The sequence below is a fragment of the Microbispora catharanthi genome, from assembly GCF_006334915.2.
Taxonomy (GTDB): Bacteria; Actinomycetota; Actinomycetes; order Streptosporangiales; family Streptosporangiaceae; genus Microbispora; species Microbispora catharanthi.
This window is the reverse complement of record NZ_VDMA02000016.1, coordinates 224,128-247,240: the sequence shown is the minus strand read 5'-3', so window position 1 is coordinate 247,240 and position 23,113 is coordinate 224,128. Positions and strand designations below refer to the sequence as shown.

The following is a 23,113-nucleotide window of genomic DNA, read 5'->3' as shown; positions in this document are numbered from 1 at the left end:
ACTGACCGAAACGCTCCAGAATCTGGTCGCTGGTCCAGCCGAGCGCCTTCAGCAGCACCGTGACGGGCTGCTTGCGCTTGCGGTCGATGCGCACGCCGACACTGTCGCGCTTGTCGATCTCGAACTCCAGCCAGGCACCCCTGGACGGGATGACCTTGCCGCCGTAGAGCTCCTTGTCCGACGTCTTGTCGACGCTGCGTTCGAAGTAGACGCCCGGGGACCGGACGAGCTGGGAGACCACGACACGCTCGGTGCCGTTGACGATGAAGGTGCCCTTCGACGTCATGAGCGGGAAATCGCCCATGAACACCGTCTGGCTCTTGATCTCACCTGTGGTGTTATTGATGAACTCCGCCGTGACGAACATCGGGGCGGAGTAGGTCATGTCCTTGTCTTTGCACTCATCGACTGAGTACTTGGGCGGCTCGAACCTGTGGTCCCGGAACGACAGGGACATGGTTCCGGAGAAGTCCTCGATGGGACTGATCTCCTCGAAGATCTCTTCGAGACCCGACTGGGCCGGGACGTCCTTGCGCCCGGCCTGGCGAGCCGCCTCAACCCGGCCCTTCCATCGTTCGTTGCCCACCAGCCAGTCGAAGGACTCGGTCTGCAGGGCGAGAAGGTCGGGCACTTCGAGCGGCTCCTCGATACGCGCGAAAGAGACGCGGTGAGGGCCGGACGGTACGGCGAAGGGGTGGGGCGAGGCTGCCAAAAGATGTCCTTCCGAGGGCTCGCGGACCGACTACGCGCACGCCGGACGACAGCTCAGCCGATGTGGAGGAATGGGATGCCGAGAGCGAGCGCGGAAGGGCATCATAAAGCGAAATGCAAACGAAAGTCCACGCATATCTGCAGTGTCAATCTCGATCCCGTAATCAGGATCGCACGCCCCCGTGGAAATCGTCAAGCCACACTCGCAAATCCCATCGGCCGCTCACCTGCGGCGCACCGTCGTGCCCGATCTGGGCAGAACGATGAGCAGGGCCGCCGCGGCCGACGCACCCGCCACCCACATGACCGGTGCGATCCCCAGCCGAAGTGCCCGGTGACCAGCAGCGCGGTCGCGACCAGGCCCGTGCGGACCTCCCGCTCCCCCGCCGGCCGCCCGCCTCAGACGGATGCGGCCTCCCAGACGAACCCGTCCGGGTCGGTGAAGGGTCCGGAATCGCCGCCGATCACGATCCGGTGCGATCCAGCGCCCTCCTGGGATACGCCGGTGTCCTTCGCGAGGGCGCGGCGCGGGTAGAGCGCCAGCGTGACGGCCGACGCCGGGGTGTCGAACTGGACGTACTTGCCGCCGAAGCTCTTCGCCACGGCCAGGCCACGGTCGACGTAGAACCGCTTGCTCGCCTTGACGTCGGCCACGCCCAAGAGAAGCGCGACCTGGTCGATATGCCGGGTTGCGGGGCCGGTGTCCTTCTTGTTCGACGTTGCGATCTTGCAGATCGTCCCGTCCGGGGCGCGTACGACGCCGCCGTAGCCCCAGAACCCCTTCGTGGCCGGCTTAAGGGTCGTGGCGCCGGCGTCGAGGGCGGCACCGATGAGGGCGTCGACGTCGGCCGGCTGGGACGCCACGAGTGACAGCGCGAACCCACGGAAACCGGTCGTCGGCGCATCCGAGGCGCGCACGTTCACGTACGGGCCCAGACCGAAGGCTTCGTAGAAGGCGTCCGCGGCCGTGGGATCGGGAACTTCGAGGATCACGGATTCGAAGGAGGTCATGGCAGGTCCTTTCGGCGAGGTGGGTTCGTGGTCGTGCCAGCCGTCATGAGGGACGGACACGGCAGGGGGCAGGGGGCGCTCAACGGTCCTGCAGGAGGCCGAGGACGTTGCCGTCGGGGTCGGTGACGGTGGCCACCAGGCGGCCGCCACCGACCTCGTGCGCGGCCTCCTTCACGACGGCCCCTGCGGCGATCAGCTCGGCCAGCCGCGCCTCGATGTCCGGCACGTGCCAGTAGGCCACCGGCGAGGTCATGCCCTGCGGTCCACCACCCGGCACCAGCCCGATGTGCTGGCCCTCTGCCTCGAAGCCGACGTAGTAGGACGAGTCGGTCTGCGGGGGGACACCGAGCAGGGCCGCGTACACCGCCTTGGCCTTCGCCAGGTCGGACACAGGGTGCAGCACGGTCCTGATGCCCTGGGTGGAAGAGCCGGTCATGGTCACTCCTGTAGTCGTGGGTCGCGTCGACCCGCCGTTCGCGTGTTCACAGCTTTTCTCCCGGCCTGGTTGGCCGGCATCCGTGGTGACCACGGAACCGGCCACGGACCGACCACACGGATCGGCGGCACGGATCGCCAGTGAAGGGGGTACGGCAAACTAGGACAGTGGTGACAGGAGCGGAGATCTCACCTCGGGAAGCCGAGGTGCTGGAACTGGTCGGAGCCCATCTCAGCAACGCCGAGATCGCGGCCCGGCTGTTCATCTCGGTGCGTACCGTCGAGAGTCACGTCGCCTCCCTGCTGCGCAAGCTGGGGGTGCAGGATCGGCGGGCGCTCGCCCAGCGCGCGCCCACACCGGCCGGCGCGCCCCCGCACCGCGCACCGGTTCTGCCGGCCCCGCTGACCTCGTTCGTCGGCCGGGTGAGCGAGCGGACCGAGCTGACCGGGCTGATCAAAGCACACCGTCAGGTGACCGCGGTCGGTCCCGGCGGAGTGGGCAAGACCAGGCTCGCGCTGGCCGTGGCCGCGGAGGCGGCCGGCGAGTATTCCGACGGGGTGTGGTTCGTCGACCTCGTCCCGGTCACCGATCCTGACATGATCGCGACTGCGGTCGCCGGGGCGCTCGGCCTCGGTGAACAGCCCGGCCGCGACATGACCGAGTCCGTGGTCGCCGCGCTGGCCGACCGTCATGCGCTGCTGGTGCTGGACAACTGCGAGCAAGTAGTGCACGGGGTCGCCCTGCTCATCGAGCGGCTGCTGGCGAGGTGCCCTCGGTTGACGGTGCTGGCGACCAGCCGGGCACGGCTGCTGGTGCCGTTCGAACGGGTGTACACGGTCCCGCCGCTGTCGCTGGCCGTCGACGGCGAGTCGGACGCGGTCGCGTTGTTCATGGATCGGGCGGCGGCGGTCGGCTGCCCGCTGGATCCTCCACTGCGCGACCAGATCGCCGCGATCTGTGCGCGGCTGGACGGAATGGCTCTGGCGATCGAGCTGGCCGCCGCCCGATATCCCACTCTCGGGCTCGACGGCATCGCCGCCGCACTGTCCCACCCGCTCCGGATGCTCACCGGCGGCTCCCGCGCCGATGAACGGCACCGTTCGGTGCGGGCTGCGCTGGACTGGAGCCACGCCCTGCTGGCGCCGGCCGACCGGGCGCTGCTGCGCCGGGTGTCGGTGTTCGTGGCGCCGTTCACCGCTGCCGCGGTGGCGGAGGTGACCGGGGACGAGGAAGGCATGGTCGCCGACGGACTGGCCCGGCTCGCCGAACAGAGCCTGCTGGTGGTGACGGCGTCCCCTGGCGGCACGGAGTACCGCGCGCTGGAGACCATCCGCCAGTACGCGACGGAGCGGCTCGCCGAGGCCGGTGAGCTGGTCGACGCCCGATCCCGGCACCTTCGCTGGTGCCTGGCCGAGGCCGCCGGCCTGGCAGTGGTGCGACAGGACTGGCGGGCCCGGTTCGATCTGATGGCGGACGACCTCCGCGCCGCCCTGGCGTGGGCGGCCGACCGGCCGGAGCAGCGCGCGGACGCGTACGAGCTCGCCCGGCACCTGGCGGAGCTGACCTTCACCCGTCACCTGACCGGCGAGTCCCAGCGGCGCTATGAGCAGGCGGCCGAGCTCGCGACCGACCCCGCCGCCACCGCGTCGATGCTCCGGCAGGCCGCGGCCGTGGCCGGCTGCCGTACGACCGGCGATGACATGTACCGCCTGCGTCTCGCGGCCGCGGACGCCGCCCGCGGCGCCGGCGACACCGCCGGCGCCGCCGCCGACCTGGCGACCGCCGCCACCATCGCCTTCCGGTTCTCGACCACGTTCGTGCGGCTCCCGTCCCCGGAGGAGGCGCTCGCGCTGATCACCGAGGCGCGGGAGTCGGCCGGCGACGACCTGGCCGCGCAGGCCGCGGTGGCGCTGGCCGAGGCCGCGGTGCTCACCGACGCGTTCGGCGCCGCCCAGGGCCCGGCCGGCAATGCCGTACCGGAGACGATCGCGCGCGCCGAGCGCGCGGTCGAGCTCGCCCGCCGGACCGGCGACCCGCTCACCGAGTCGGCCGCACTCGACGCGCTCACCGGCGCTCAGAGCTGGGCCGGCGACACGTTCGCCACCGCGGCCACGGCCCGGCGCCGGATCACGCTCCTGGCGTCCCTGCCGATCTCTCCGGCCGGCACCCACGAGCTGATCGACGCGCTCGGTATAGTCACCGAGGCCGGCCTCGGCGCGGGAGATGTGCCGGGCGCCCGCCGATGGGCACGGCAACTGGCCGGCCATCCGTCGCTGGCGGAGATCGGTCACCGCGCTACCTGCCGGCTCCTGATGGTTGCTGCGCTGGCGGGCGACGTCGACGAGGTGCTCCCCGGCAGCGTCCGGTTCCTCGACGCGTGGCGGCGGGCAGGCAGCCCCGCCCGGTCCATCCTCGCCCCCGCGGTGGCCGGTGTGGCGATGGTCCACGGCCTGCGCGACGACCATGGCGCCAGGCGCGAATGGCTAGAGATCCTGGATCAGCTCGGCACCTCACCGGAGCATACCTACGGCTACGGGGCGGTTTTCGACGCCATGCTCCTGCTCCACCATGGGCGGGCGCCGGAGGCGCTGGAGCGGATGGCCCCCGAGCCCAGGCAGGTGTGGAAGTGGGTCACCTGGATCTGGCATCACTGGTATGTCGCGCTGCGCGCCGAGGCCGCCGTGCTCGCCGGGAGCCCGGGTGGTCGCGACTGCCTGGCGGAGGCCCGGGCCGTCGTGGCCGGCAACCCGGTCGCCGGTGCCATCGTGGAGCGAGCGGAAGCCCTGCTCGACGACGACCAGGAGGCGCTGCTCGCCGCGGCGGACGCGTTCGACGCCGCCGACTGCCGCTACCAGTACGCACGGACCCTGGTGCTCGCCGGGGGCGACCATGCCGAGCGCGGCGCGGCCGTGCTCGCCGGCCTCGGCCTCGCCCCGATGGCCCCTGCCCCGGCATCGATGATGGCCTCGGAGCGATAGCCGCCGAGCACGACCACCGGACGATCAGCCGAGGACGAACGGGAGTCTGGCGGCCAGCTCGCCCAGTTCGGCCTTCTCGGCATCGGTCGGGACACGGCGTCCCGTGCCGACCAGCAGGGCGTCGCTGTCGGAGAACGACGCGGGGAAGGCGGCCCCGGCGATCTTCTCCAGCATCGCGCGGGACCGGGCGACCCCCTCGGCGGGCGGTTCCGCCGCGTCCGGTAGATGCGCGACCAGGTCGAGGTGGTGCAGCGTCCACTCCAGGACGTACGCCGAAAGGTAGTCGCCCGCGGTGAGGACCTCGCCGCGGGTGCCGACCCGGAGGTCCGGGTCGGCGAGCCCCGCGGCGCGGCCGGCGGCGGAGCCGGCGTCGTCGAGGTGGAACTTGAGCAGCCGCGGCTCCTCGTAGGCGGCGGCCAGCCGGACGATCAGCGCGTCGAGCGGGTCGTCGCCCGTCGGCGGCGTTCCCGAGACCTCCCAATAGGTCACCGCGTCACGCGTCGGTTCCGACTCCGCCGGGGTCACGAGGGTGATCAGGACGTCCTGAGCGTCGATCACCAGATGACACACCAGGTCCCGTACGAGCCAGCCGGCACAGCCGGACGGCTGCGCGAAGTCCTCGTCCGGGAGTTCGGCGACCACCCTGCGCAATGCCGCCCACGAGCGCACGAAGAGATCCACACGGGCACGGTAGTGCGGCGCCTCGACGGCCGACAACGGGATTTGGGCGGTCGGCGCGCGCCCGGACGGTCGGCCTTGGCCGGATCGGTTGCCACGCTGCCGGTCGGACATAATCGCGTTATGGATCATGTTGCGGTGCGGAAGTTCGTGGACAGCTGGGTGACGGCGTGGAACGCCCACGACGTGGACGCGGTGTTGGCTCACTTCGCGGAGGACGTGACGTTCCGTTCGCCGGTCGCGGCGCAGCTTGTCGGCGGCGATGGGACCATCCGGGGCAAGGCGGCGCTGCGCGCCTACTGGACGGAGGGACTGCGGCGCATCCCCGACCTGCGGTTCGAGGTCCTCGGCTCCTACGTCGGCGTCGACTGCCTGGTCATCAACTACCGCAATCAAAAGGGCGGCTTGGTCAACGAGGTGCTGATCTTCGACGGCCCGCTGGTGATCGACGGGTATGGGACGTACCTCGGTGACGACGCGAACCCGGCCGGTGCGACAGCGGGCTGACGCGCCCGCGGTCGCGTCTTCCCGCCCACGAGGAGCTCAGGCGGTCGATGACCGGGTCCACACGCGCGCCGCGGGATCTCGGCGTGGTCGCGGCGTTGCCCGCGGGCCGTCGCCGACGGCTCACCGGTCGCCGCCCTGCACGACCCACAGGCGGACCGCCAGGCCGAGGCCGATCAGGGCGACCAGCCAGCGCAGCAGCCCGGCCGGCAGGCGCCGGGTGACCCGGGGACCGAGCGTGGATCCGGCGAACAGGCCCGCGGCGAGAGGGGCGACGGCGGCCCAGTCGACGGGCCCGAAGACGGCGAATCCGGCGGCGGAGACCAGTGCGCCGGCGCCGAGGAGCATGTTCTTCAGGGCGTTGGCGGCGGGCAGTCGCGGCTCGGCGGTCACCAGGAGGAGGGCGAGGATCATCACCCCCGACCCGGCGCCGAAATATCCGTTGTAGACCGACAGGACCGTCAGCCCGAGCGGAAGAACGGCGTCAGGTGAACCGCGCCGCTCGTGGCGTACGGCGAGGCGGGGCTGCGCGAGCAGCGCCAGCGAACCCGCGGCCACGAGGAACGGCACGGCGCGGGCGAAGACACCGGGCGGGGTGGACAGCAGCAACGCCGCCCCCGCCGCCCCGCCGAGCGCCGACAGCGGCACCCACCGCCGCAGCCACGGCGCCTTCCCGCGCAGCTCGGGCTGCGAGGCCAGGGCCGAGCCGGGCCAGCAGGCGACGAGCGCGACGATGTTGGCCACGTTGGCCGCGAGGGCGGGCAGGCCCGCCGCGAGCAGCGCCGGATAGGAGATGAGGGACGTGATGCCGCCCGCGGTGCCGACCAGCCCGGCGAGCGTGCCGGCGGCGGCCAGCAGTGCGACGTCCCCGAGGCCGGTCACGCCCCGGTGTCCGGCGGGGGCGTCTCGACCGGGAACAGGATCGGGCTGAGCAGGTGCCGCCCGCGGTGCGGCGCGGGCTCGTTCCTCATCCGCGCGACGATCACCGCACGCAGCTCCTCGATCATCTCGGCGCGTTCCTCCCGGCTCAGCCACAGCACGTGCTGCCGGTAACCCACCTCGTCGGTCACCGGATCGGCGCCGTCCAGACCGAGGTAGGCGTCGAACTCGGAGATCAGCGCGGCCATCGCCGTGGCGAAGGTGCGCCGGTGGTCCTCCGCCGACATCGCCGCCACGGTGTCGGCGTCGATCACCACGCGTTCACGCAGCCGGTAGCGCCGTTCCACCGCGCCGCGCACACGATGCTCGCCGTCCACCTCCAGCACGCCGGCGTCGGCGAGCGCGCGGACATGGCGGTAGACGGTCGCCTTGTGCACGTCCGAGATGCGCTCGCACAGCTGCGATGTCGTGAGAATCCGCCCGCCGGCGAGAGCCTGCACGACGCGCAGCCGCACCGGGTGCGCGAGCACCTCCATCACGTCCATGGTCCGAATGATCGCACGTGTGCTACCTTTCGCAGAAATGCGAACGATCACTATGGGAGAGAACGGCATGGGACGACCCTCATCGGAGACAACGGCCCCGCCACTGGGACGCCTGTACGACGTCGGAGAACGGCGCCTGATGCTGCACCGCTCGGGCTCGGGCGGGCCGAGCGTGGTGTTCCTGCCCGGCGCGGGCCTGGTGGGCCTCGACTTCCTGAACGTGCAGGAGGGCTCCGCCGCGTTCACCACGAGCGTGCTGTACGACCGCGCCGGCACGGGCTGGAGCACGTCCGTGCCCCTCCCCCGCGGCGCGGCCGAGGTCGCCGTCGAACTGCGCGACCTCCTGCGGGCCGCGGCGGTTCCGGGCCCGTTCCTCCTGGTCGGCCACTCCCTCGGCGCCTTCTACGCGCGCCGGTATGTGCAGCTCTTCCCGGGCGAGGTCGCCGGTCTCCTCCTGCTCGACCCCGGCCACGAGGACATCCTCGACCACATGCCGGCGCAGGCCGCCGAGCTGGCTGAGCGGATGCGGCCCGACCCGGCGCGGCTGCCGGAGCTGACCGACGAGCAGCGCCGGGCCGCCCGCGAGGCGTACGCCCGCCTGTACGCCGAGTGGCCCGCGCCGGTGCGCGAGGCGCTGATCGGCCACCACCTGGCGTCGTGGCGGACGAGCCTGCGGGAGACGGAGAACTTCGAGACCGAGGTCTACGGCGAGCTGCGCGACGGCGGACCTCTGCCCGACGTCCCGCTGATCGTGCTGACCGCGGGCGGCGTGAACCCCTACTGGGCGAAGTTCATGCCGGAGGAGGTCATGCGTGAGGCGCACGACGGGGTACGCGCCCTGCACGCGGCGATCGCCCGCTCGGTGCCCAGAGGAGAGCAGCGCGTGATCGACGGCGCCTCCCATCAGCACCTGCACGTCGAGCGGGCAGAGGAGGTGCTGCGGGCGATCCGCGACCTGACGGCCGCCGCCTGATCCCCGGTGTCACACGGCGGCGCGGATCTCCTCCGGCAGAGCCGCGAGGTCGGCCTCGGTCGTGTCCGGGTGCAGCACGCAGCCGCCCGTGGCCGCCGAGGTGACGACCGTGGCGAGCAGGTCGAAGTCGGCGGAGTCCTCGATCGTCGCGGCCAGGACGGCTCTTACGCGGTCACCTGGGGGTGTCGGTCTTCTGGGGTCTTCTCCTCGTCCGCCGACGTGGAGAGCTTGTTTCGCGGACCGCGGACGGCGGTGTAGACGAACAAGACGCCCATGACGACGACACCTGCCCACATGGCCTGCTGCCAGCCGTCGACGAAGGACTGACGGGCGGCGTCGACCAGCGCCTGCGCGTGGGAGCCGGCAGTGCCCGCGGCCTCGATGGCGTTGGCGACGCCCTGGCGTGCGGCGTCCGCCGCGCCCTGAGGGAGGCCGCCGAGCCTGTCGTCGATGGCACTGCGGTAGCCACCCGTCAGGAGAGCGCCGAGCAGGGCGACGCCGAGTGCGGTGCCGAACTCGCGGGTGATGTCGTTGAGCGCGGAGGCGACACCCTGCTTCTCCCGCGACAGGGAACTGGTGATGGCCTCGGTGGAGGGGGTCATCGACAGGCCCATGCCGATGCCCATGGCGAGCATGCCGGGCAGGATGGACAGGTAGCCGCCGTCGACGGAAACGATGCCGGCTATGAGGGCCAGACCGGCACCGAACACCGCGATTCCCGCCGCCATAGTCGAGCGGGCGCCGATACGCGCGGCCGGCTTGTGCGCCATTCCGGAGGTCATCATCATCAGCACGGCCATGGGCATCATCGCCAGGGTGGACAGCAGTCCCGACCAGCCGAGGACGGCTTGCAGGAATGGGAAGAGGACCACGAAGACACCCGCCTGGACACCGAAGACCACCAGCAGTGTGATGGAGCCGCCCGCCAGGCCGCGCTCGCGGAAGAGGCGCACATCCAGCAGGGATGCGTCCCTGCGGCGCAGCTCCCAGGCCACGAAGAAGATCAGGGCCACCAGACCGACGACGAGACTGGTCAGAGTGACAGGGTCGCTCCAGCCGCGCTCCGGGCCTTCCTGCAGGACGAAGATGAGGCCTACCACGGCGACGACGGAGGCCAGTGCGCCCATGATGTCGAAGGAGTGCCCGGAGTCCTCGCGAGAGTCGGGTACGGACCGCATCATGCCGAGCGAGACGACGACCAGGACGACGGGCAGCACGAACAGCCACCGCCAGTCCGCCACGTCCACAAGCAAGGCGGAGAGGAACATGCCGATGATGCCGCCGCCTCCGGCGACGCCGGTCCACACGCCGATCGCCTTTCCACGCTGCTCGTCGGGGAAGGTCGAGGTGATCACAGCGAGGGTGATCGGCATGATCATCGCAGCGCCCACACCGCTGAGCACACGGGCGGCGATCATGACCTCGGATGACGGGGCCAGGCCCGCCGACGCGCTGGCGAATCCGAAGATGATGAGTCCGGTGATCAGCATGGGCTTGCGGCCCAGCCGGTCACCAAGCGCGCCGAGCGGAAGCAGCAGCGCGGCCAGAGTGAGGGTGTAGATGTTGATGATCCACAGGATTGCGGTCTGGGAGGCGCCGAATTCGACGGCTATGTCAGGCTGGGCGACGTTCAACCCGGTCACCGAGGCGATGACCGCCATCAACGCGACACAGACGGCGATCAGGATGGTGCGCAGTCGGCGCGCGTCCGGCGCGCCCCTGCCGCTCGCTTCGGCGGTCGCCCCCTGTGCGGGCTGGTTCGTGCTCATGAGTTCCTCTCGAAAAGGCAGGTCAAAAGGGCAGGTGGGGTCCGCGCCACGATGATGAGCCCGGGAAGACGCGGGCCGATCGAGGTGCGGGCGTCAGGCGGTGGCGGGGACGCCCCCGGCCGCGGCGAGGGCCGCGTCGGTGTCCGCGATGGCCCCTCTCCTCGGTGCAAGGCCCCAGCGGATCAGGGCCACCTACGTGCGACGCTATCCCCGTCTTGCAATAACGGCATAGGATGTTGCCTATGAAGCAAGAAGATGAAGGCCTGGACAGCCTCGTACGCAAACGCATCCGCGCCCTGCGGGTCGCACAGGGCTGGTCCCTCGAAGAGCTGGCCACCCGCGCCCGGCTCAGCCAGTCCTCACTGAGCCGCATCGAGAACGGCCAGCGCCGCCTCGCGCTGGATCAGCTCGTCACCCTCGCCCGCGCCCTGGACACCTCCCTCGACCAGCTGGTCGAGACCGCCACCGACGATGTCGTCACCAGCCCGATGATCTACGGCACCCACGGCGCGATGCGCTGGCCGATCAAGGCCGACCCCGGCATGACCGTGATGCGTCAGCGCATCACCGAGCCGCCGCCCGACAATCCCGCCCGCATGCGCGCCCATCCGGGCCGGGAATGGCTTGTCGTCCTGTCCGGCACGGCGATCCTCATGCTGGGCCACCGCCGCTTCCGCCTCGAGGCCAACCAGGCTGCCGAGTTCCCCACGATGATGCCGCACGCCATCGGCGCCGAAGCCGGACCGTGCGAGATCATGGGCATCTTCGACCGCGACGCGCGGCGCGGACACCAGCGCGAGGACGGCGGCCGCGATGACCAAGAAGGCTCTGACTGATGCGCGAAAGGTAGCCGTCTTGCGCGTCCGGCAGCACCGGCGGCCATCTTCTTGCGCAAAACGAAAGGAATTATGCCCAACACGCATGGCCTTCGTAATGTGACGTCATGACCCGAACCCACCCGCACACCGGCCACGACCACGAGCACGGCGCCGGCAGCCAAGAGGAGATCCTCGACCTGGACGCGGAAGTCCTCGCCGAGCACCTCACCGCCATCACCGAGTGGCTGCCCCTGGCCACCAGCCCGAGCCATATCGTGGATCTGGGCTGCGGCACCGGAGCGGGCACATTCGCCCTCCTCGACCGCTTTCCCGAGGCGCGCGTCACAGCCGTCGACACCTCACCCGGGCACCTGCAGCGCCTACAGGAGAGGGCGTGCGCCCGCGGCATGGATGACCGCGTGCACATCGTGCAGGCCGACCTCGACGACGCCGGCTGGCCCGACCTCGGCACACCCGACCTCGTCTGGGCCTCGGCCTCGATGCACCACATGGCCGACCCCGACCGCGTCATACGCAACATCCACGACCTGCTCGCGCCCGGCGGCCTGTTCGCCGTCGTCGAACTGGCCGACTTCCCCCGCTTCCTGCCCGCCGACGCACCCGAGGACCGGCCCGGCCTGGAAGAGCGCTGTCACGCCGCGACCGACCACTTCCACGCCGAACACCTGCCCCACCGCGGCGCCGACTGGGGACCGATGCTGACCGCCGGCGGATTCGCTATCGACGGCAAACGCACCATCACCGTGCACATCGAGGGCTCCCGCAGCGAGGCGATCGGCCGCTACGCCCTCAGTGCCCTGCAGCGCATCCGCGGCGCCGCCGCCCAGGGGCTCTCACCCGAAGACCTCGCCGCGCTCGACCGGCTACTCGACACCGGCAGCCCGCACAGCATCCTGCGCCGCGGCGACCTCGCAGTACGCACCGAACGCACCGTCTGGGCCGCCCGCCGCGCCTGAGCTCACCGAGTGCGCAGACGTGCTCGCCCGGCATTCTCAGCACCCAATGCCCTGCACGCAGGTCGTCCTTCACGGCGTCACGGCGCCGACCGCCGCCAGGCGTCGATCACGGCCCGCTCCTCGGCGGGGTCGAGCCCCGGCGGGAACGCGGGGATCTCGCCGGACCCGGTCAGCCACGCCCAGGTGTCGGCGACCGTCTCCACCACCGGACGGCACCGCAGCCCGGTCGCCAGGGCCCGGCCGACGTCGGTCCGGATGAGCCCGGCCAGCGCGGGACCTGGCGGGATCCATCCCGGCAGCGCCGCCCACCGGTCGATCCCGGCGGCCTCGATCGCCTCGGGCTCGACCCAGACCGGCTCGGCGAGCCCGCCGGTGACCGCGACCGCGGACTCCAGCAGGTCGCGGGTCGTGGCGTGCCCCTCCGGGTTGACCAGGTTGACCGGGCCGGGCACGCCGCCTTCGGCCGCGTCGAGGAGCCAGGCGGTGAGGTCCCGTACGTCCACATAGCGGAACGGCTGGTCGGCCGGGCCGGGGGCGAGCATCTCCCCGCCTCGCGCCGCCCGCAGCAGCCAGTGCGGCAGCTGCCCCGGAAGCTCGTACGGCCCGAGGATCAGCCCGGCCCTGGCCAGCACGGCCCGGTCGCCGAATGCCTCCTCCACGGCGAGCTCGCCACCCCGCTTGTTGGGGGCGTAGTCGGTGTCCTCGGCGTCCGCCGACGCATCGACCGTGGGCCACTCCTCGTTCAGGCCGGCCGGCGTCGGGGGCGCGTACACCGCCCTGCTGGAGACGTACACGTACCTGTCCGCGCACCCGGCCAGCGCGCGGGCGCTGTCGCGCACGACCCGGGGCGCGCCGGCCCAGGTGTCCACCACGGCGTCCCACCGGGCCTCGGCGAGCGGGGCCAGGTCGGCCGGGCGGAGCCGGTCGCCGGTCACCGCCTCGGCCCCGGGGTGGGCCCACCCGGCGAGCCCGCGAGTGAACGTGGTGACGTGCCAGCCGCGTTCCACGGCCGCCGTGACCACCCACCGGCCGACGAACGTCGTGCCGCCCAGCACCAGCAACCGCATGCCGCTCACCCCTGCCTCCGGATCCGATACAGGACGTGGCGGCGCAGCGGGTGACCCTCGGGGAGCACCGGGTGGTCGAAGTCCCCGGCGGGGTCGTGGGTCATCCCGAGCCGCCGCATGACCGCCTGCGAGCGGACGTTCGGCACCGCAGTGAACGAGACGACCTCGGTCAGGCCGACCCGGCCGAACCCGTCCTCCAGCGACGCCCGCGCCGCCTCCGTGGCGTACCCCCGCCCCCAGGCGGAGCGGGCGAGCCGCCAGCCGATCTCCACGCACGGCGTGAAGTGGGCGGTGAACCGGGGGACCTGCAGTCCGGTGAAGCCGATGAACTGCCCGTCCGCCTCGACCGCCCACCAGCCGAACCCGCGCTCGTCGAATCCGGCCTCGATGCGCTCGACCAGAGCGTCGCTCTCCTCCCTGGACAGCGTGGCCGGGAAGTGCTCCATCACGACCGGATCGGCGTTCAGGACGGCGAAGGGCTCCTTGTCCTCCTCGCGCCAGCGCCGCAGCACGAGCCGTTCTGTTTTGATCGAATTCGCCACCCGCCGACGATAGTGCACGCAGGCTTTGGCCGCTGATGACGGACACCGATGCGGGGGGCGGGAGAAAGCAGAGGCGAAAGTCGGCTAGAGTCGTTCGTGGCCGATGTGGTTTGTGTCCCCCGGGCCGCAATCACCGCCTTCACGGAATACCGTTCGGCTGGAGCCGTGTTGTGCATCTCGCCGAGGAGGCGACCGCCACATCGGCCCTCGACGTGGGCGCCCCGCGAGACTCGTTCTCGCGGGGCGTCGTGTCTTTTCACCAGTCTCGGCCCCGCGGCAGGCTCGCCAGGCCGGGGGCGGACAGGTGCAGCACCTCGTAGTGTTCGGCTCCGGCGCGGCGGGGCGCCTCCCGCTCCCACAACGCGAACGTCATCAACCGCCAGTGGTGCGGGTCCACGGCGAGGGCGGCGGTGTGCAGGCCCTGGGCGCCGCCCAGGTCACGCAGCTCGGCGAGGGCGCCGGCCACCTGCTCGGTCAGGTCGGCCGAGGCGGGCATCGGCGTCAGCCGCCGCGACGCCGCGAGAGGCGCCGTCCCCCGGGCCGGGCCCGCCTCGACGGCCAGGCCCGTCCAGTGCTGTACGACCGGCCGGCCGAAGTCGCCGACGATGCCCTGGAAGCCGCCCCCGCCGACCAGGAACTCGCCCATCCTCCCGGCCTCGTGCCAGAGGTAGAACGGCGCGTACTGGTTGACCGGCGATCCGGCCGCGCCCCGCTCGCGGATCAGGTAGGCCTTGAGGCCGAGCCCGGCCCGGTCGTCGAGGGCGTGGCCGCGGGTGGACACCCGCTCCCGGATGATCGTCATGTCGTAGTCGGCGGGCAGGGTGATCTCGTACTGCATCGCGTACACGGCGGCCTCTTCCGGTGGGTCAGGGGCGGGACAGCAGAGCGAGCACACCGTCGACGGCCTGATGGAACGGCTCGGGCGAGCCGGCCGCGCGGGCCAGGACGTATCCGCCCTGCAGCACCGCCACGACCGTCGCGGCGGTCGGCCCGGGATCGAGACCGGCGTCGAGTTCGCCCCGGTCGCGTCCCTCTGCCAGCACCGCCGCGAGCCGGTCGCGCAGCCACGCGAACGTCTCCTCCACCGGCCGCCGCAGCGCCGGATCGGCCATGACGTCGGGGTCCTGGGTGAGCCGGCCGATCGGGCAACCCCGCAGCACCTCCCGCTCGCGCCGCAGGTAGGCCGACAGCCGCTCGAGGGCCGTGCCCGGGCCGTCCAGAATCTCCTCCACCCCGGCGCGCATCTCCTCCGCCGTACGGCCGATCGCGGCCAGCGCGAGGTCGGGCTTGCCGGAGAAGTGGTGATACATGCTGCCCTGACCGGCTCCCGCCCGCCGCTGGATGGCCCGCGGACTGGTTCCGACGTAGCCGCGTTCCCACAGCAGTTCGCGGGTGCTCTCGATCAGGCGGTCCGGCGTGCTCATGCCGTACATACTAGTAGGTACAGAGAAGTGTTGGTGAAGCCGTACAAAACACGGGGCGGTGTGTTGCAGGGGTCATACACCTGAACAGGGGTCCGGGCGGCCTAGGGTATGTCCGTCGGACCGGAGAAGGAGAGGCCGTGCTCTACCCCGCCCTGAAGTTCGTCAGCGTTCCCGTCATGCACGCGCTGTGGCGGCCGCGGATGGAGGGACGCGAGCACGTCCCCGCGCACGGGCCCGCGATCATCGCCTCCAACCACCTGTCCGTGCTCGACTCGTTCTTCATGCCGGCCGTGGTGCCGCGCATGGTGCGGTTCGTGGCGAAGAAGGAGTACTTCACCGGCAACCCCCTCGTCGCGGCGTGGATGCGCGCGATGGGGGCGATGGAGATCGACCGGGAGAACGTCTCCGCCGCCCAGGACATGCTCGACGCCGCGGTGGACGTGCTGAAGGCGGGCGAGTTGTTCGGCATCTACCCCGAGGGCACCCGCTCCCCCGACGGCCGGCTGTACCGGGGCAAGGTCGGCGTGGCCTGGCTCACGCTCACCACCGGCGCCCCCGTCGTGCCCGTCGCCATGCTCGGCACCGAGAAGGTGCTGCCGCCCGGCACGTCGGTGCCGCGCCTGCACAAGATCGGCGTGCGGTTCGGCGAGCCGATGACCTTCACCGGCGACCCGGGCAGCGCCAGGGACCGGCGGCGGGTGACCGACGAGGTCATGACCGCGATCCAGCGCCTGTCCGGCCAGGAGTACGTCCCCCGGTACGGCGCCAGCGTCAAGGGCGCCGGCGAAGCCGGAGTGTAAATAACGATTTGGCCCCGCTAGGCTCTGAACCCGACCACAGGGCCGTCATGGGGGGTGTGCGTGCCGCGAGGACGTACCGTCGCGATCTCGGCCGCCGTGGCCGTCGTGCTGGCCGGGGCGGCCGCCGGCGGCGCCTACTACGTGCTGCACACGCGCGGCACGCCGCAGGAGACCGCGGCGCGGTTCACCGCGGCCTGGTCGAGGGGCGACCTCGCGGCGATGAAGGCCGAGCTCGCCTCACCCGCCGCCGGCTTCGACGCGGCGTACGCCGAGCTCACCAAGAACCTCGCAGTGGCGAAGGTCGCCGTCCGCGACGTACGGGCCGGCGCGGCGAAGGACAATCGGGCGACCGCCTCCTACACCGCCACCGCCACCGTGAAGAACGTCGGCGACTGGACCTACAAGGGCTCGCTCAAGCTTGTGGTCAAGGACCACTACTGGAAGGTCGACTGGTCGCCGTCCGCGGTCCACCCCGCGCTCGACGGGACCAACCACCTGGCGCTGAAGACGTCGTGGCCGCAGCGCGCGGCCGTCACCGACGCCAACGGCGACCGCATCGACGGCGGCGACGTGGGCGGCTCGGTGCAGCAGCTCGTCGGCTTCCTGGACAAGGCCGGGGACGAGGACGTCGAGAAGCTGGGCACCGCCTACAAGAAGGGCGACGCCGTGGGTCGCGGCGGCCTGCAGGAGACGTTCCAGAAGCAGCTCGCCGGCACCCCCACCACAGAGATCCAGGTGGTGGGCGAGAGCCGGACGACCCTGCACACCGTCAAGGGCTCCCCCGGCAAGGACCTGCGGACCAGCCTCGACCTGAAGGTGCAGAAGGCCGCCGCCGACGCGGTGCGCGACCTGGACAAACCCACCTCGCTCGTCGCCGTCAAACCCTCGACGGGCGAGATCCTCGCCGTCGTGAACAACAGGGGCGGCTTCAACCGCGCGCTGGACGGCAAGTACGCCCCCGGATCCACGTTCAAGACGGTCACGGCGGCCGGGCTGCTGGCCGAGGGACTGACCCCGTCGAGCCGGGTGACCTGCCCCAAGGAGGCGGTCGTCGGAGGGCTGAAGATCCGCAACTCCGACCACGAGGCGTTCGGGTCGCTGTCGTTCCTCGACTCCTACGCCCACTCGTGCAACACGACGTTCGCCCCGCTCGCCGCCCAGAAGCTGGGCGCGCGCAAGCTGTACGACCTGGCGACGGACCTGGGCTTCAACCAGCCCCTGCGCATCGGCGTCCCGGCGACCCCCGGCAGCATGCCGAAGGCCACCAGCGACGCCGAACTCGCCGCGGAGTCGTTCGGGCAGGCCAGGATCACCGCGAGCCCCCTGGTGATCGCGAGCGTGGCCGCGGCGGTGGCCGACGGCTCCTGGCGGCCGCCCACGCTGGTGCCCTCGCTGGAGCAGAAGACCGGCCCCAAGAAGCTGCCGGAGGAGGTCGTCAAGAGCCTGCGGTCGATGATGCGGGCGGTCGTCACCAAGGGCACCGCCCACGCCGCCGGGCTGCCCGCGGGGACGGCGGGCAAGACCGGGACCGCCGAGTTCGGCACCGGGCCCGAACTCGACTCGCACGCCTGGTTCATGGGCTTCCGCGGCGATCTGGCCTTCGCCGTCGTCGTGGAGGCCGGGGGCATGGGCGGCGAGGTGGCCGCCCCGGTCGCCGCGCACTTCCTCAAGTCCCTGTCCTGACGTCAGGGTCGGCTCAGGTCAGGGCGAGCGCCCGCACCCGGGGCATCCGGGCCGACCCCGCGGACGTGGTCGTCGTCGCGGGGACCGCGCCGCCGAACCGGGACAGCGGCGGCGTCGTGCCGCGGAGCCGTGACCGCGAGGCGGCGGCCGCGTCTCGTACGCCGGCTCTGTATGGGCGATCAGAGTGCGCGTCGCCTGACTGCCGCCTCGAGGTTGTCGAGCTCGTTGCCGCGATGGGCGCGGTGCTGCTGCGTCCAGGTCTCGTCATGGAGGGGAGCGAGCGTCATGACCAGCTTCGTGCGGTCACCGGCGGGCTCGATGTCGATGGTTGTCAGGTGCTCGTACGGCTCGTGGCCGGGCACGAAGTCGATCAGCGACAGGTAGGAGAGGCGGGTCCGCGACGCGACCTCGGTGAACGTCTTGCGGAACTCGGCCGAGAGCGGATTGCCGGTGTTCCGCATGAACGCGACCTGTTCCGGCGCGGTCGCGGTCATGGTGTACCGCAGCTGACCGCCGGGCCTGAGCTCCAGCTCGCTCACCCGGATCTCGAAACCGTCGGGGACCCACCACTCCTCGAGGCCGGCGGCGGTGGTCAACAGCTCCCAGACGAGCTCCGCCGGAGCGTCGTAGGTGCGCTCGAGCCGTGCGGTGTCCGAGCTGGGCGTGAATTCGGTGCTCATCGATTCTCCTCGTTCCGTGGGTTCTGCGGTTCTGCGGTTCTGGGGTTCTGCGGGCCGGGCTTGCGTGGGCCGCGTTCAGTCCCAGCGGCTGATTTCGCCGACGGGGTAGGCCGCGAACGCGCCGCTTTCGGCGCCGGCCTTGAGGCTGGTGAGGTAGGAGCCCCAGTTGGTGCTGCATCCGCTCATGAATTCGCCGGCCTGTTGCCAGCCGGCGTGGGCGAACAGCAGCGTGGTGCCGCCATGGCCGCTGGGCCGGAGCGTGAAGGTGATCCGGGTGTCGATCCAGGTGTCGGGCCCGTCGGTGACCCGCCACACCACCTGGTCCGGGGTGTCGGTCAGGACCCGCATGACGGCGGCGGGCCGCTCGGCGTCGCCGAAGTAGACACCGAAGCTGGAGCCGACGGCGTGTTCGCCGGTGAGCGGCCGCCCCGTCCACCAGCGGGCGATGCCGTCGACGCCGGCGATGAGGTCGTGCACCCGCTGCGGCGGGGCGTCGATGCTGATGCGGTGCAGGATGTCAGGCATTGCGGGTCCTTTGGGTCGGGCCGCGGCGAGCACGCCGGGCGGATCTGTCGGGCGGATCTGCAGCAGTGACGAACGGCCGGGCGCCGGACGGACACCACCGCTGGAAAAAATCCGTCGACGGCCGCTGTCCGTCCACGGCGACGCCGTTCGTCTGATACTTGACGCGATGTCGACCCCTGACCGGAGGACCCATGCAGTACGCGTTGCTGGCCTACAGCCCGGCGGAGACCACGGACCGGGCAACGCGCCCGATTCCAGATGCTCTCGCCCCCCTGCTCGACCGACCGGACGTCACCGGCTGGACGCGGCTCCACGCTGACGAGTCGGCGACGACGCTGCGCAACGACGAAGGACGGATGCTGCTGACCGACGGACCATTCATCGACAGCAAGGAGTACCTCGCCGGCCTGATCCTGATCGAGGCCGACGACCTCGACGGGGCACTCGCCACCGCCGCGGAACTGCTCCGGACGACCAGACCCGGCACCGCGATCGAGGTGCGGCCCATCCTCGACGGACGCTTCCGTGGCGCTTGACGCCGTCTTCCGCGACCAGTGGGGTCGCGTGCTGGCCACATTGGTCGGGATCCTCGGCGACATAGAACTGGCCGAGGACGCGGCCGCCGAAGCGTTCGCCATCGCCGCAGAACGCTGGCCACGCGACGGGGAACCGGCCAACCCCACCGGCTGGCTCATCACGACCGCACGCAACCGCGCCATCGACCACCTGCGCCGCCGGCAGGTCCTGGCCGACAAGACGAATCTGCTCACCCGCGACCTTGAGACCGGGCCACAGCCACGGGAGGTACTCATGGACGACGCCGCCACCATTCCGGACGAGCGGCTGGAGCTGATCTTCACCTGCTGTCACCCGGCGCTCGCCCTCGAGGCGCAGGTGGCGCTCACCCTGCGCACCCTCGGCGGCCTGTCCACCGACGAGATCGCGCTGGCGTTCCTCGTCCCGTTCGAGACCATGAGCAAACGACTGACCAGGACCAAACGCAAGATCCGTAACGCGGGCATCCCGTTCGCCGTGCCGCCCGATCACCGGCTGCCCGACCGGCTGGCGGCCGTCCTCGCCGTGGTCTATCTGATCTTCAATCAGGGCTGGGGCGGTGGCCGCGTCGACCTCACCGCGGAAGCGATCCACCTCGGCCGGGCGCTCGCCGGCCTGATGCCGGACGAACCTGAAGTGCTCGCGCTGCTGGCGCTGATGCTGCTGCACGACGCGCGCAAGGCGGCCCGCCTGCGCGACGGGCAGATCGTCCCCCTCGACGAGCAGGACCGCACTCTGTGGGACACGCGGCAGATCGACGAGGGCCGAGCACTGCTGCAGCGGGCCATGGCACGCGGGCGCACCGGGCCCTACCTGGTCCAAGGGGCCATCGCCGACCTCCACCTGCATGAGCCCCGCGACTGGCGGCAGATCGCCGCGCTGTACCAGACACTCGCCCGGCAGACCCGCTCGTCGATCGTCGAGATGAACCGGGCCATCGCCGTGGCCGAGATCGACGGGCCCGAGGCCGGCCTGGCCATCCTCGACCGCCTCGACCTTGGCCACTACCGATACTTCCACTCCACCCGGGCCGAGTTCCTACGTCGCGCCGGCCGCGACGCCGAGGCTCACCACGCCTATCGCCGGGCGCTCGATCTCGCGCAGACCGAGCCCGAACAGCGTTTCCTCGCCGACCGCCTGGCCGAGACCGCGCCCCCGTCCTGAGGGAGCCCGGCCGCCCCGGCAGATGACGGGCACCATCAACCGTTCACCCCCGGCGCGACCGGCAAGGAGGTGGGCGTGCTCGGCGAGGTTCGGAGGGCCGCTAAACCGGGAGAGCGGCGGCGTCGTGCCGCAGGGCCATGACCAGCAGGGTCGCGATCAACGTGGCGATGAGCAGCCAGCTCACCGCGATGATCACAGTGGAGCGGCCCGGCCGGCGGCGGCCCGCTCCTCGCCCCTGCCGCCCGCGCCCCGCACGGTGGTTGAACGACTCGAGCCTGGCCGCAAGCTTCGGGTCCTCGTCGGTGAGGTGCCGCTCGATCATCGCCAGCATCCGCTCTTCGTCCTGCGACCAGGCCATCGCGCAACTCTCCCAGAACGCAAGGTATGTGCCGACGTTCTGCCCAACGATGAAGATCGTTAGCCGTTTCGAGGGCCGCGATTTACGACGCGTTGCACGTTGCGATCTCCATCGAACCTCTGTTCTAATCGAAGGGTGTGATGGGACGGGCTGCGCCTCGACGTGGGCATGGACACGGGGGACAGCGGGCGTGATGGCGAGCAGGGCGACACGACACCCCTGTTCGCCCGGTCGGCCGTGACGCGGACCTTCGACACCCCGGAGTTCCGGGGCGTCACCTTCTACGAGATCCACGCGCGGTCGATCATCAACCGGGTCCCCTCGGCCAGCCGGGTTCCGTTCGAGTGGACGATCAACCCCTACCGCGGCTGCACCCACGCGTGCACGTACTGCTTCGCCCGCAGGACGCACGAATACCTCGACCTGGACTCCGGGCGGGACTTCGACTCGAAGATCGTCGTGAAGGTCAACGCCCCCGACCTCGTACGCAGAGAGCTCGCGGCCCCCCGGTGGGGCGGGCACCCCATCGCGATGGGGACCAACGTCGACTGCTACCAGCGGGCCGAGGGCCGCTATCGGCTGATGCCGGGCATCCTCACGGCCCTGCGGGACGCCCGCAACCCGTTCTCGATCCTCACCAAGGGCTCACTGATCCTGCGCGACCTCGGGCTGCTCACCGAGGCGGCCGAGGTGACCGACGTCAGCACGGCCGTCTCGATCGGGTTCACCGACGAGTCACTGTGGCGGGCCGTCGAGCCGGGCACCCCCTCGCCACGCAAACGACTGGAGGTGTGCGCCACCCTGAACGAGCACGGCATCCCGTGCGGCGTGCTCATGGCGCCGATCCTCCCCTATCTCTGCGACTCCCCGCGAGCGCTGGAGACAACCGTGCGCCGCATCGCCGAGACCGGCGCGACGCACATCACACCGATCGTGCTCCACCTGCGGCCGGGCGCGCGCGAGTGGTTCATGGCCTGGTTGTCGCGCGAGCACCCCCGGCTCGTCCCCCGTTATCTGGAGCTGTACGGCCGGGGCGCCTACGCCCCCAAGGCGTACCAGGAACGGATCGGCCAGGCCGTGCGCGCGCTCGCCCGCGAGCACGGCATCGGCCGGTCGGCCCCGCGCGGCGATCGAGCGGCGGGGGCGCGCGGCGCCCGTGTCGGGCAACGGCCCGGCGAGCCACCGGTCCCCCGGCCCGCACCGGCCGCGACGCCCGAACAGCTCACGCTCCTTTAGGCGGCCGCCTGCAGGGGCGGCTGCTCCTGCCCGGCCGCGGGGACCGACCGGGCCGTCAGGTGTCGCCGGAGGGCGGGGGCTCGGCGAAGGCGCCGGCGGATGCGGCGAGGGTGGCGGTTCTGGCCGCCTGACCGGGCAGGTCCGGGTCGGGGGGCGTGCGGAGAAGCACCAGCTGGTGATACAGGGGCGCGGTGGCGGCGATGAGCAGTCGCCGAGCGTCGGTGCGCGGTGGGAGTTCGGCGCGCTCGACGGCACGGCGGACGATGACCTCGCAGCGGGCGTACCGGTCCTCCCAGAGCCGTCGTTGGGCGTGGTCGGCCTGCTCGGAGCGGAACGAGGCGGCGATCAGGGCCGCCACGATCGGCGGCTCCGCGGTGAGCGCGTCCTGGATCTCGCGGTTCAGCGCCGCCAGGTCGCTCTCCAGGGAGCCGGTGTCGGGGGGCTGCCAGGCGTCGTCGCCCGCCGCGTCCAGGACGTCGGCGAGCAGCCCGCCGACGTCTCCCCAGCGCCGGTACACCGTCGCGCGGTGCACACCCGCGCGGGCGGCGACGGCGTCCACGGTGAGCCCGTCATAACCGCGCTCTCCGAGCTCGGCGAGCACCGCGTCGAGCACCTGCCTGCGGATACGGGCGGTGCGGCCGCCGGGGCGGCGCCGGGGCGACGGCACGGGCCGGGCGCCCTCCGGTTGTGGTGCTGAAGAAGTCATCGCTGGTGGTCCGGTTGCTCGATGAGACGACGTCGTGGCAGGATCTTAACGCACCAACTGTCGCACTAATGGCGTCATCAGTGCTCTTGCGGAG

General features: G+C 71.5%; 24 protein-coding genes and 1 pseudogene. 10 read left to right on the top strand and 15 right to left on the bottom strand.

The window, feature by feature from the left end; all coding sequences use genetic code 11:
• The 3 genes and pseudogenes from FH610_RS28200 to FH610_RS28190 all read right to left on the bottom strand — a co-directional run.
• A pseudogene (locus tag FH610_RS28200) lies at positions 1–712 on the bottom strand (DNA-directed RNA polymerase subunit beta); the annotation flags it as partial.
• A 398-nt stretch (positions 713–1,110) separates the two neighbouring features.
• Positions 1,111–1,722 carry a VOC family protein gene (locus tag FH610_RS28195; protein ID WP_139578039.1) on the bottom strand — a complete coding sequence of 204 codons (612 nt, stop codon included), beginning with the start codon at positions 1,720–1,722 and terminating at the stop codon, positions 1,111–1,113.
• Positions 1,723–1,801: 79 nt separating this feature from the next.
• Positions 1,802–2,158 (bottom strand): VOC family protein, encoded by a 357-nt coding sequence (locus FH610_RS28190; RefSeq protein WP_139578038.1) that lies wholly within the window; start codon positions 2,156–2,158, stop codon positions 1,802–1,804.
• A 167-nt stretch (positions 2,159–2,325) separates the two neighbouring features.
• Between FH610_RS28190 and FH610_RS28185 the strand changes: the two genes are divergently transcribed.
• A complete protein-coding gene (locus tag FH610_RS28185) occupies positions 2,326–5,136 on the top strand; it encodes an ATP-binding protein (protein WP_139578037.1) in 2,811 nt (936 codons plus the stop codon).
• A gap of 24 nt (positions 5,137–5,160) precedes the next feature.
• On the opposite strand, the gene FH610_RS28180 is transcribed toward FH610_RS28185, so the two are convergent.
• Positions 5,161–5,817 carry a maleylpyruvate isomerase N-terminal domain-containing protein gene (locus FH610_RS28180; RefSeq protein ID WP_139578036.1) on the bottom strand — a complete coding sequence of 219 codons (657 nt, stop codon included), beginning with the start codon at positions 5,815–5,817 and terminating at the stop codon, positions 5,161–5,163.
• 120 nt (positions 5,818–5,937) lie between these two features.
• On the opposite strand from FH610_RS28180, the gene FH610_RS28175 reads away from it, so the two are divergent.
• Positions 5,938–6,321 carry a nuclear transport factor 2 family protein gene (locus FH610_RS28175; protein WP_139578035.1) on the top strand — a complete coding sequence of 128 codons (384 nt, stop codon included), beginning with the start codon at positions 5,938–5,940 and terminating at the stop codon, positions 6,319–6,321.
• Between the two features lie 120 nt (positions 6,322–6,441).
• On the opposite strand, the gene FH610_RS28170 is transcribed toward FH610_RS28175, so the two are convergent.
• Complete coding sequence (locus tag FH610_RS28170) at positions 6,442–7,200, bottom strand: sulfite exporter TauE/SafE family protein (protein ID WP_139578034.1); 759 nt, start codon at positions 7,198–7,200, stop codon at positions 6,442–6,444.
• Complete coding sequence (locus FH610_RS28165) at positions 7,197–7,742, bottom strand: helix-turn-helix domain-containing protein (protein WP_139578033.1); 546 nt, start codon at positions 7,740–7,742, stop codon at positions 7,197–7,199. Before FH610_RS28165 ends, FH610_RS28170 begins: the two co-directional genes overlap by 4 nt.
• Positions 7,743–7,809: 67 nt before the next feature.
• Between FH610_RS28165 and FH610_RS28160 the strand changes: the two genes are divergently transcribed.
• Positions 7,810–8,715, top strand: coding sequence for an alpha/beta fold hydrolase (locus FH610_RS28160; RefSeq protein ID WP_205826121.1), 906 nt, complete (start codon positions 7,810–7,812; stop codon positions 8,713–8,715).
• A 164-nt stretch (positions 8,716–8,879) separates the two neighbouring features.
• Here the strand turns inward: FH610_RS28160 and FH610_RS28155 are convergent, their stop codons facing one another.
• Positions 8,880–10,484, bottom strand: coding sequence for an MFS transporter (locus tag FH610_RS28155; protein WP_139578032.1), 1,605 nt, complete (start codon positions 10,482–10,484; stop codon positions 8,880–8,882).
• A 233-nt stretch (positions 10,485–10,717) separates the two neighbouring features.
• On the opposite strand from FH610_RS28155, the gene FH610_RS28150 reads away from it, so the two are divergent.
• Both FH610_RS28150 and FH610_RS28145 read left to right on the top strand, forming a co-directional pair.
• A complete protein-coding gene (locus FH610_RS28150) occupies positions 10,718–11,320 on the top strand; it encodes a helix-turn-helix domain-containing protein (RefSeq protein WP_139578031.1) in 603 nt (200 codons plus the stop codon).
• A gap of 107 nt (positions 11,321–11,427) precedes the next feature.
• Complete coding sequence (locus FH610_RS28145) at positions 11,428–12,279, top strand: class I SAM-dependent methyltransferase (RefSeq protein ID WP_139578030.1); 852 nt, start codon at positions 11,428–11,430, stop codon at positions 12,277–12,279.
• Positions 12,280–12,356: 77 nt separating this feature from the next.
• On the opposite strand, the gene FH610_RS28140 is transcribed toward FH610_RS28145, so the two are convergent.
• From FH610_RS28140 to FH610_RS28125, 4 genes are all read right to left on the bottom strand, one after another.
• The gene (locus FH610_RS28140; protein ID WP_139578029.1) at positions 12,357–13,346 is read right to left on the bottom strand and encodes an NAD-dependent epimerase/dehydratase family protein; all 990 of its coding nucleotides are present in this window, start codon (positions 13,344–13,346) and stop codon (positions 12,357–12,359) included.
• Between the two features lie 5 nt (positions 13,347–13,351).
• Entirely contained in the window at positions 13,352–13,888 is a 537-nt protein-coding gene (locus FH610_RS28135) for a GNAT family N-acetyltransferase (protein WP_240809236.1), read from the bottom strand.
• Between the two features lie 256 nt (positions 13,889–14,144).
• The gene (locus FH610_RS28130; protein WP_240809239.1) at positions 14,145–14,726 is read right to left on the bottom strand and encodes a DUF4865 family protein; all 582 of its coding nucleotides are present in this window, start codon (positions 14,724–14,726) and stop codon (positions 14,145–14,147) included.
• Between the two features lie 28 nt (positions 14,727–14,754).
• Entirely contained in the window at positions 14,755–15,312 is a 558-nt protein-coding gene (locus tag FH610_RS28125; protein WP_139578027.1) for a TetR/AcrR family transcriptional regulator, read from the bottom strand.
• Between the two features lie 137 nt (positions 15,313–15,449).
• Between FH610_RS28125 and FH610_RS28120 the strand changes: the two genes are divergently transcribed.
• On the top strand, positions 15,450–16,112 hold the full coding sequence (locus FH610_RS28120) for a lysophospholipid acyltransferase family protein (RefSeq protein ID WP_420813739.1): 663 nt from the start codon (positions 15,450–15,452) through the stop codon (positions 16,110–16,112).
• A 60-nt stretch (positions 16,113–16,172) separates the two neighbouring features.
• Positions 16,173–17,795 carry a penicillin-binding transpeptidase domain-containing protein gene (locus FH610_RS28115; RefSeq protein WP_139578026.1) on the top strand — a complete coding sequence of 541 codons (1,623 nt, stop codon included), beginning with the start codon at positions 16,173–16,175 and terminating at the stop codon, positions 17,793–17,795.
• 179 nt (positions 17,796–17,974) lie between these two features.
• On the opposite strand, the gene FH610_RS28110 is transcribed toward FH610_RS28115, so the two are convergent.
• Together FH610_RS28110 and FH610_RS28105 are read right to left on the bottom strand one after the other, a co-directional pair.
• Entirely contained in the window at positions 17,975–18,475 is a 501-nt protein-coding gene (locus tag FH610_RS28110; RefSeq protein ID WP_139578025.1) for an SRPBCC family protein, read from the bottom strand.
• A 75-nt stretch (positions 18,476–18,550) separates the two neighbouring features.
• Positions 18,551–19,000, bottom strand: coding sequence for an SRPBCC family protein (locus tag FH610_RS28105; protein WP_139578024.1), 450 nt, complete (start codon positions 18,998–19,000; stop codon positions 18,551–18,553).
• 191 nt (positions 19,001–19,191) lie between these two features.
• Here FH610_RS28105 and FH610_RS28100 point away from each other — a divergent pair, with 191 nt between their 5' ends.
• Both FH610_RS28100 and FH610_RS28095 read left to right on the top strand, forming a co-directional pair.
• Positions 19,192–19,536, top strand: coding sequence for a YciI family protein (locus FH610_RS28100; RefSeq protein ID WP_139578023.1), 345 nt, complete (start codon positions 19,192–19,194; stop codon positions 19,534–19,536).
• A complete protein-coding gene (locus FH610_RS28095; RefSeq protein WP_139578022.1) occupies positions 19,526–20,719 on the top strand; it encodes an RNA polymerase sigma factor in 1,194 nt (397 codons plus the stop codon). The genes FH610_RS28100 and FH610_RS28095 overlap by 11 nt, the downstream gene beginning before the upstream one ends.
• A 100-nt stretch (positions 20,720–20,819) precedes the next feature.
• Here the strand turns inward: FH610_RS28095 and FH610_RS28090 are convergent, their stop codons facing one another.
• Positions 20,820–21,077 (bottom strand): DUF3040 domain-containing protein, encoded by a 258-nt coding sequence (locus tag FH610_RS28090; RefSeq protein ID WP_079313873.1) that lies wholly within the window; start codon positions 21,075–21,077, stop codon positions 20,820–20,822.
• A 168-nt stretch (positions 21,078–21,245) separates the two neighbouring features.
• Here FH610_RS28090 and FH610_RS28085 point away from each other — a divergent pair, with 168 nt between their 5' ends.
• Positions 21,246–22,313 carry an Rv2578c family radical SAM protein gene (locus FH610_RS28085; RefSeq protein ID WP_205826119.1) on the top strand — a complete coding sequence of 356 codons (1,068 nt, stop codon included), beginning with the start codon at positions 21,246–21,248 and terminating at the stop codon, positions 22,311–22,313.
• 55 nt (positions 22,314–22,368) lie between these two features.
• Here FH610_RS28085 and FH610_RS28080 read toward each other — a convergent pair whose 3' ends face one another.
• The gene (locus FH610_RS28080) at positions 22,369–23,019 is read right to left on the bottom strand and encodes a TetR/AcrR family transcriptional regulator (RefSeq protein WP_139578021.1); all 651 of its coding nucleotides are present in this window, start codon (positions 23,017–23,019) and stop codon (positions 22,369–22,371) included.
• Between the last annotated feature and the right edge of the window lie 94 nt (positions 23,020–23,113).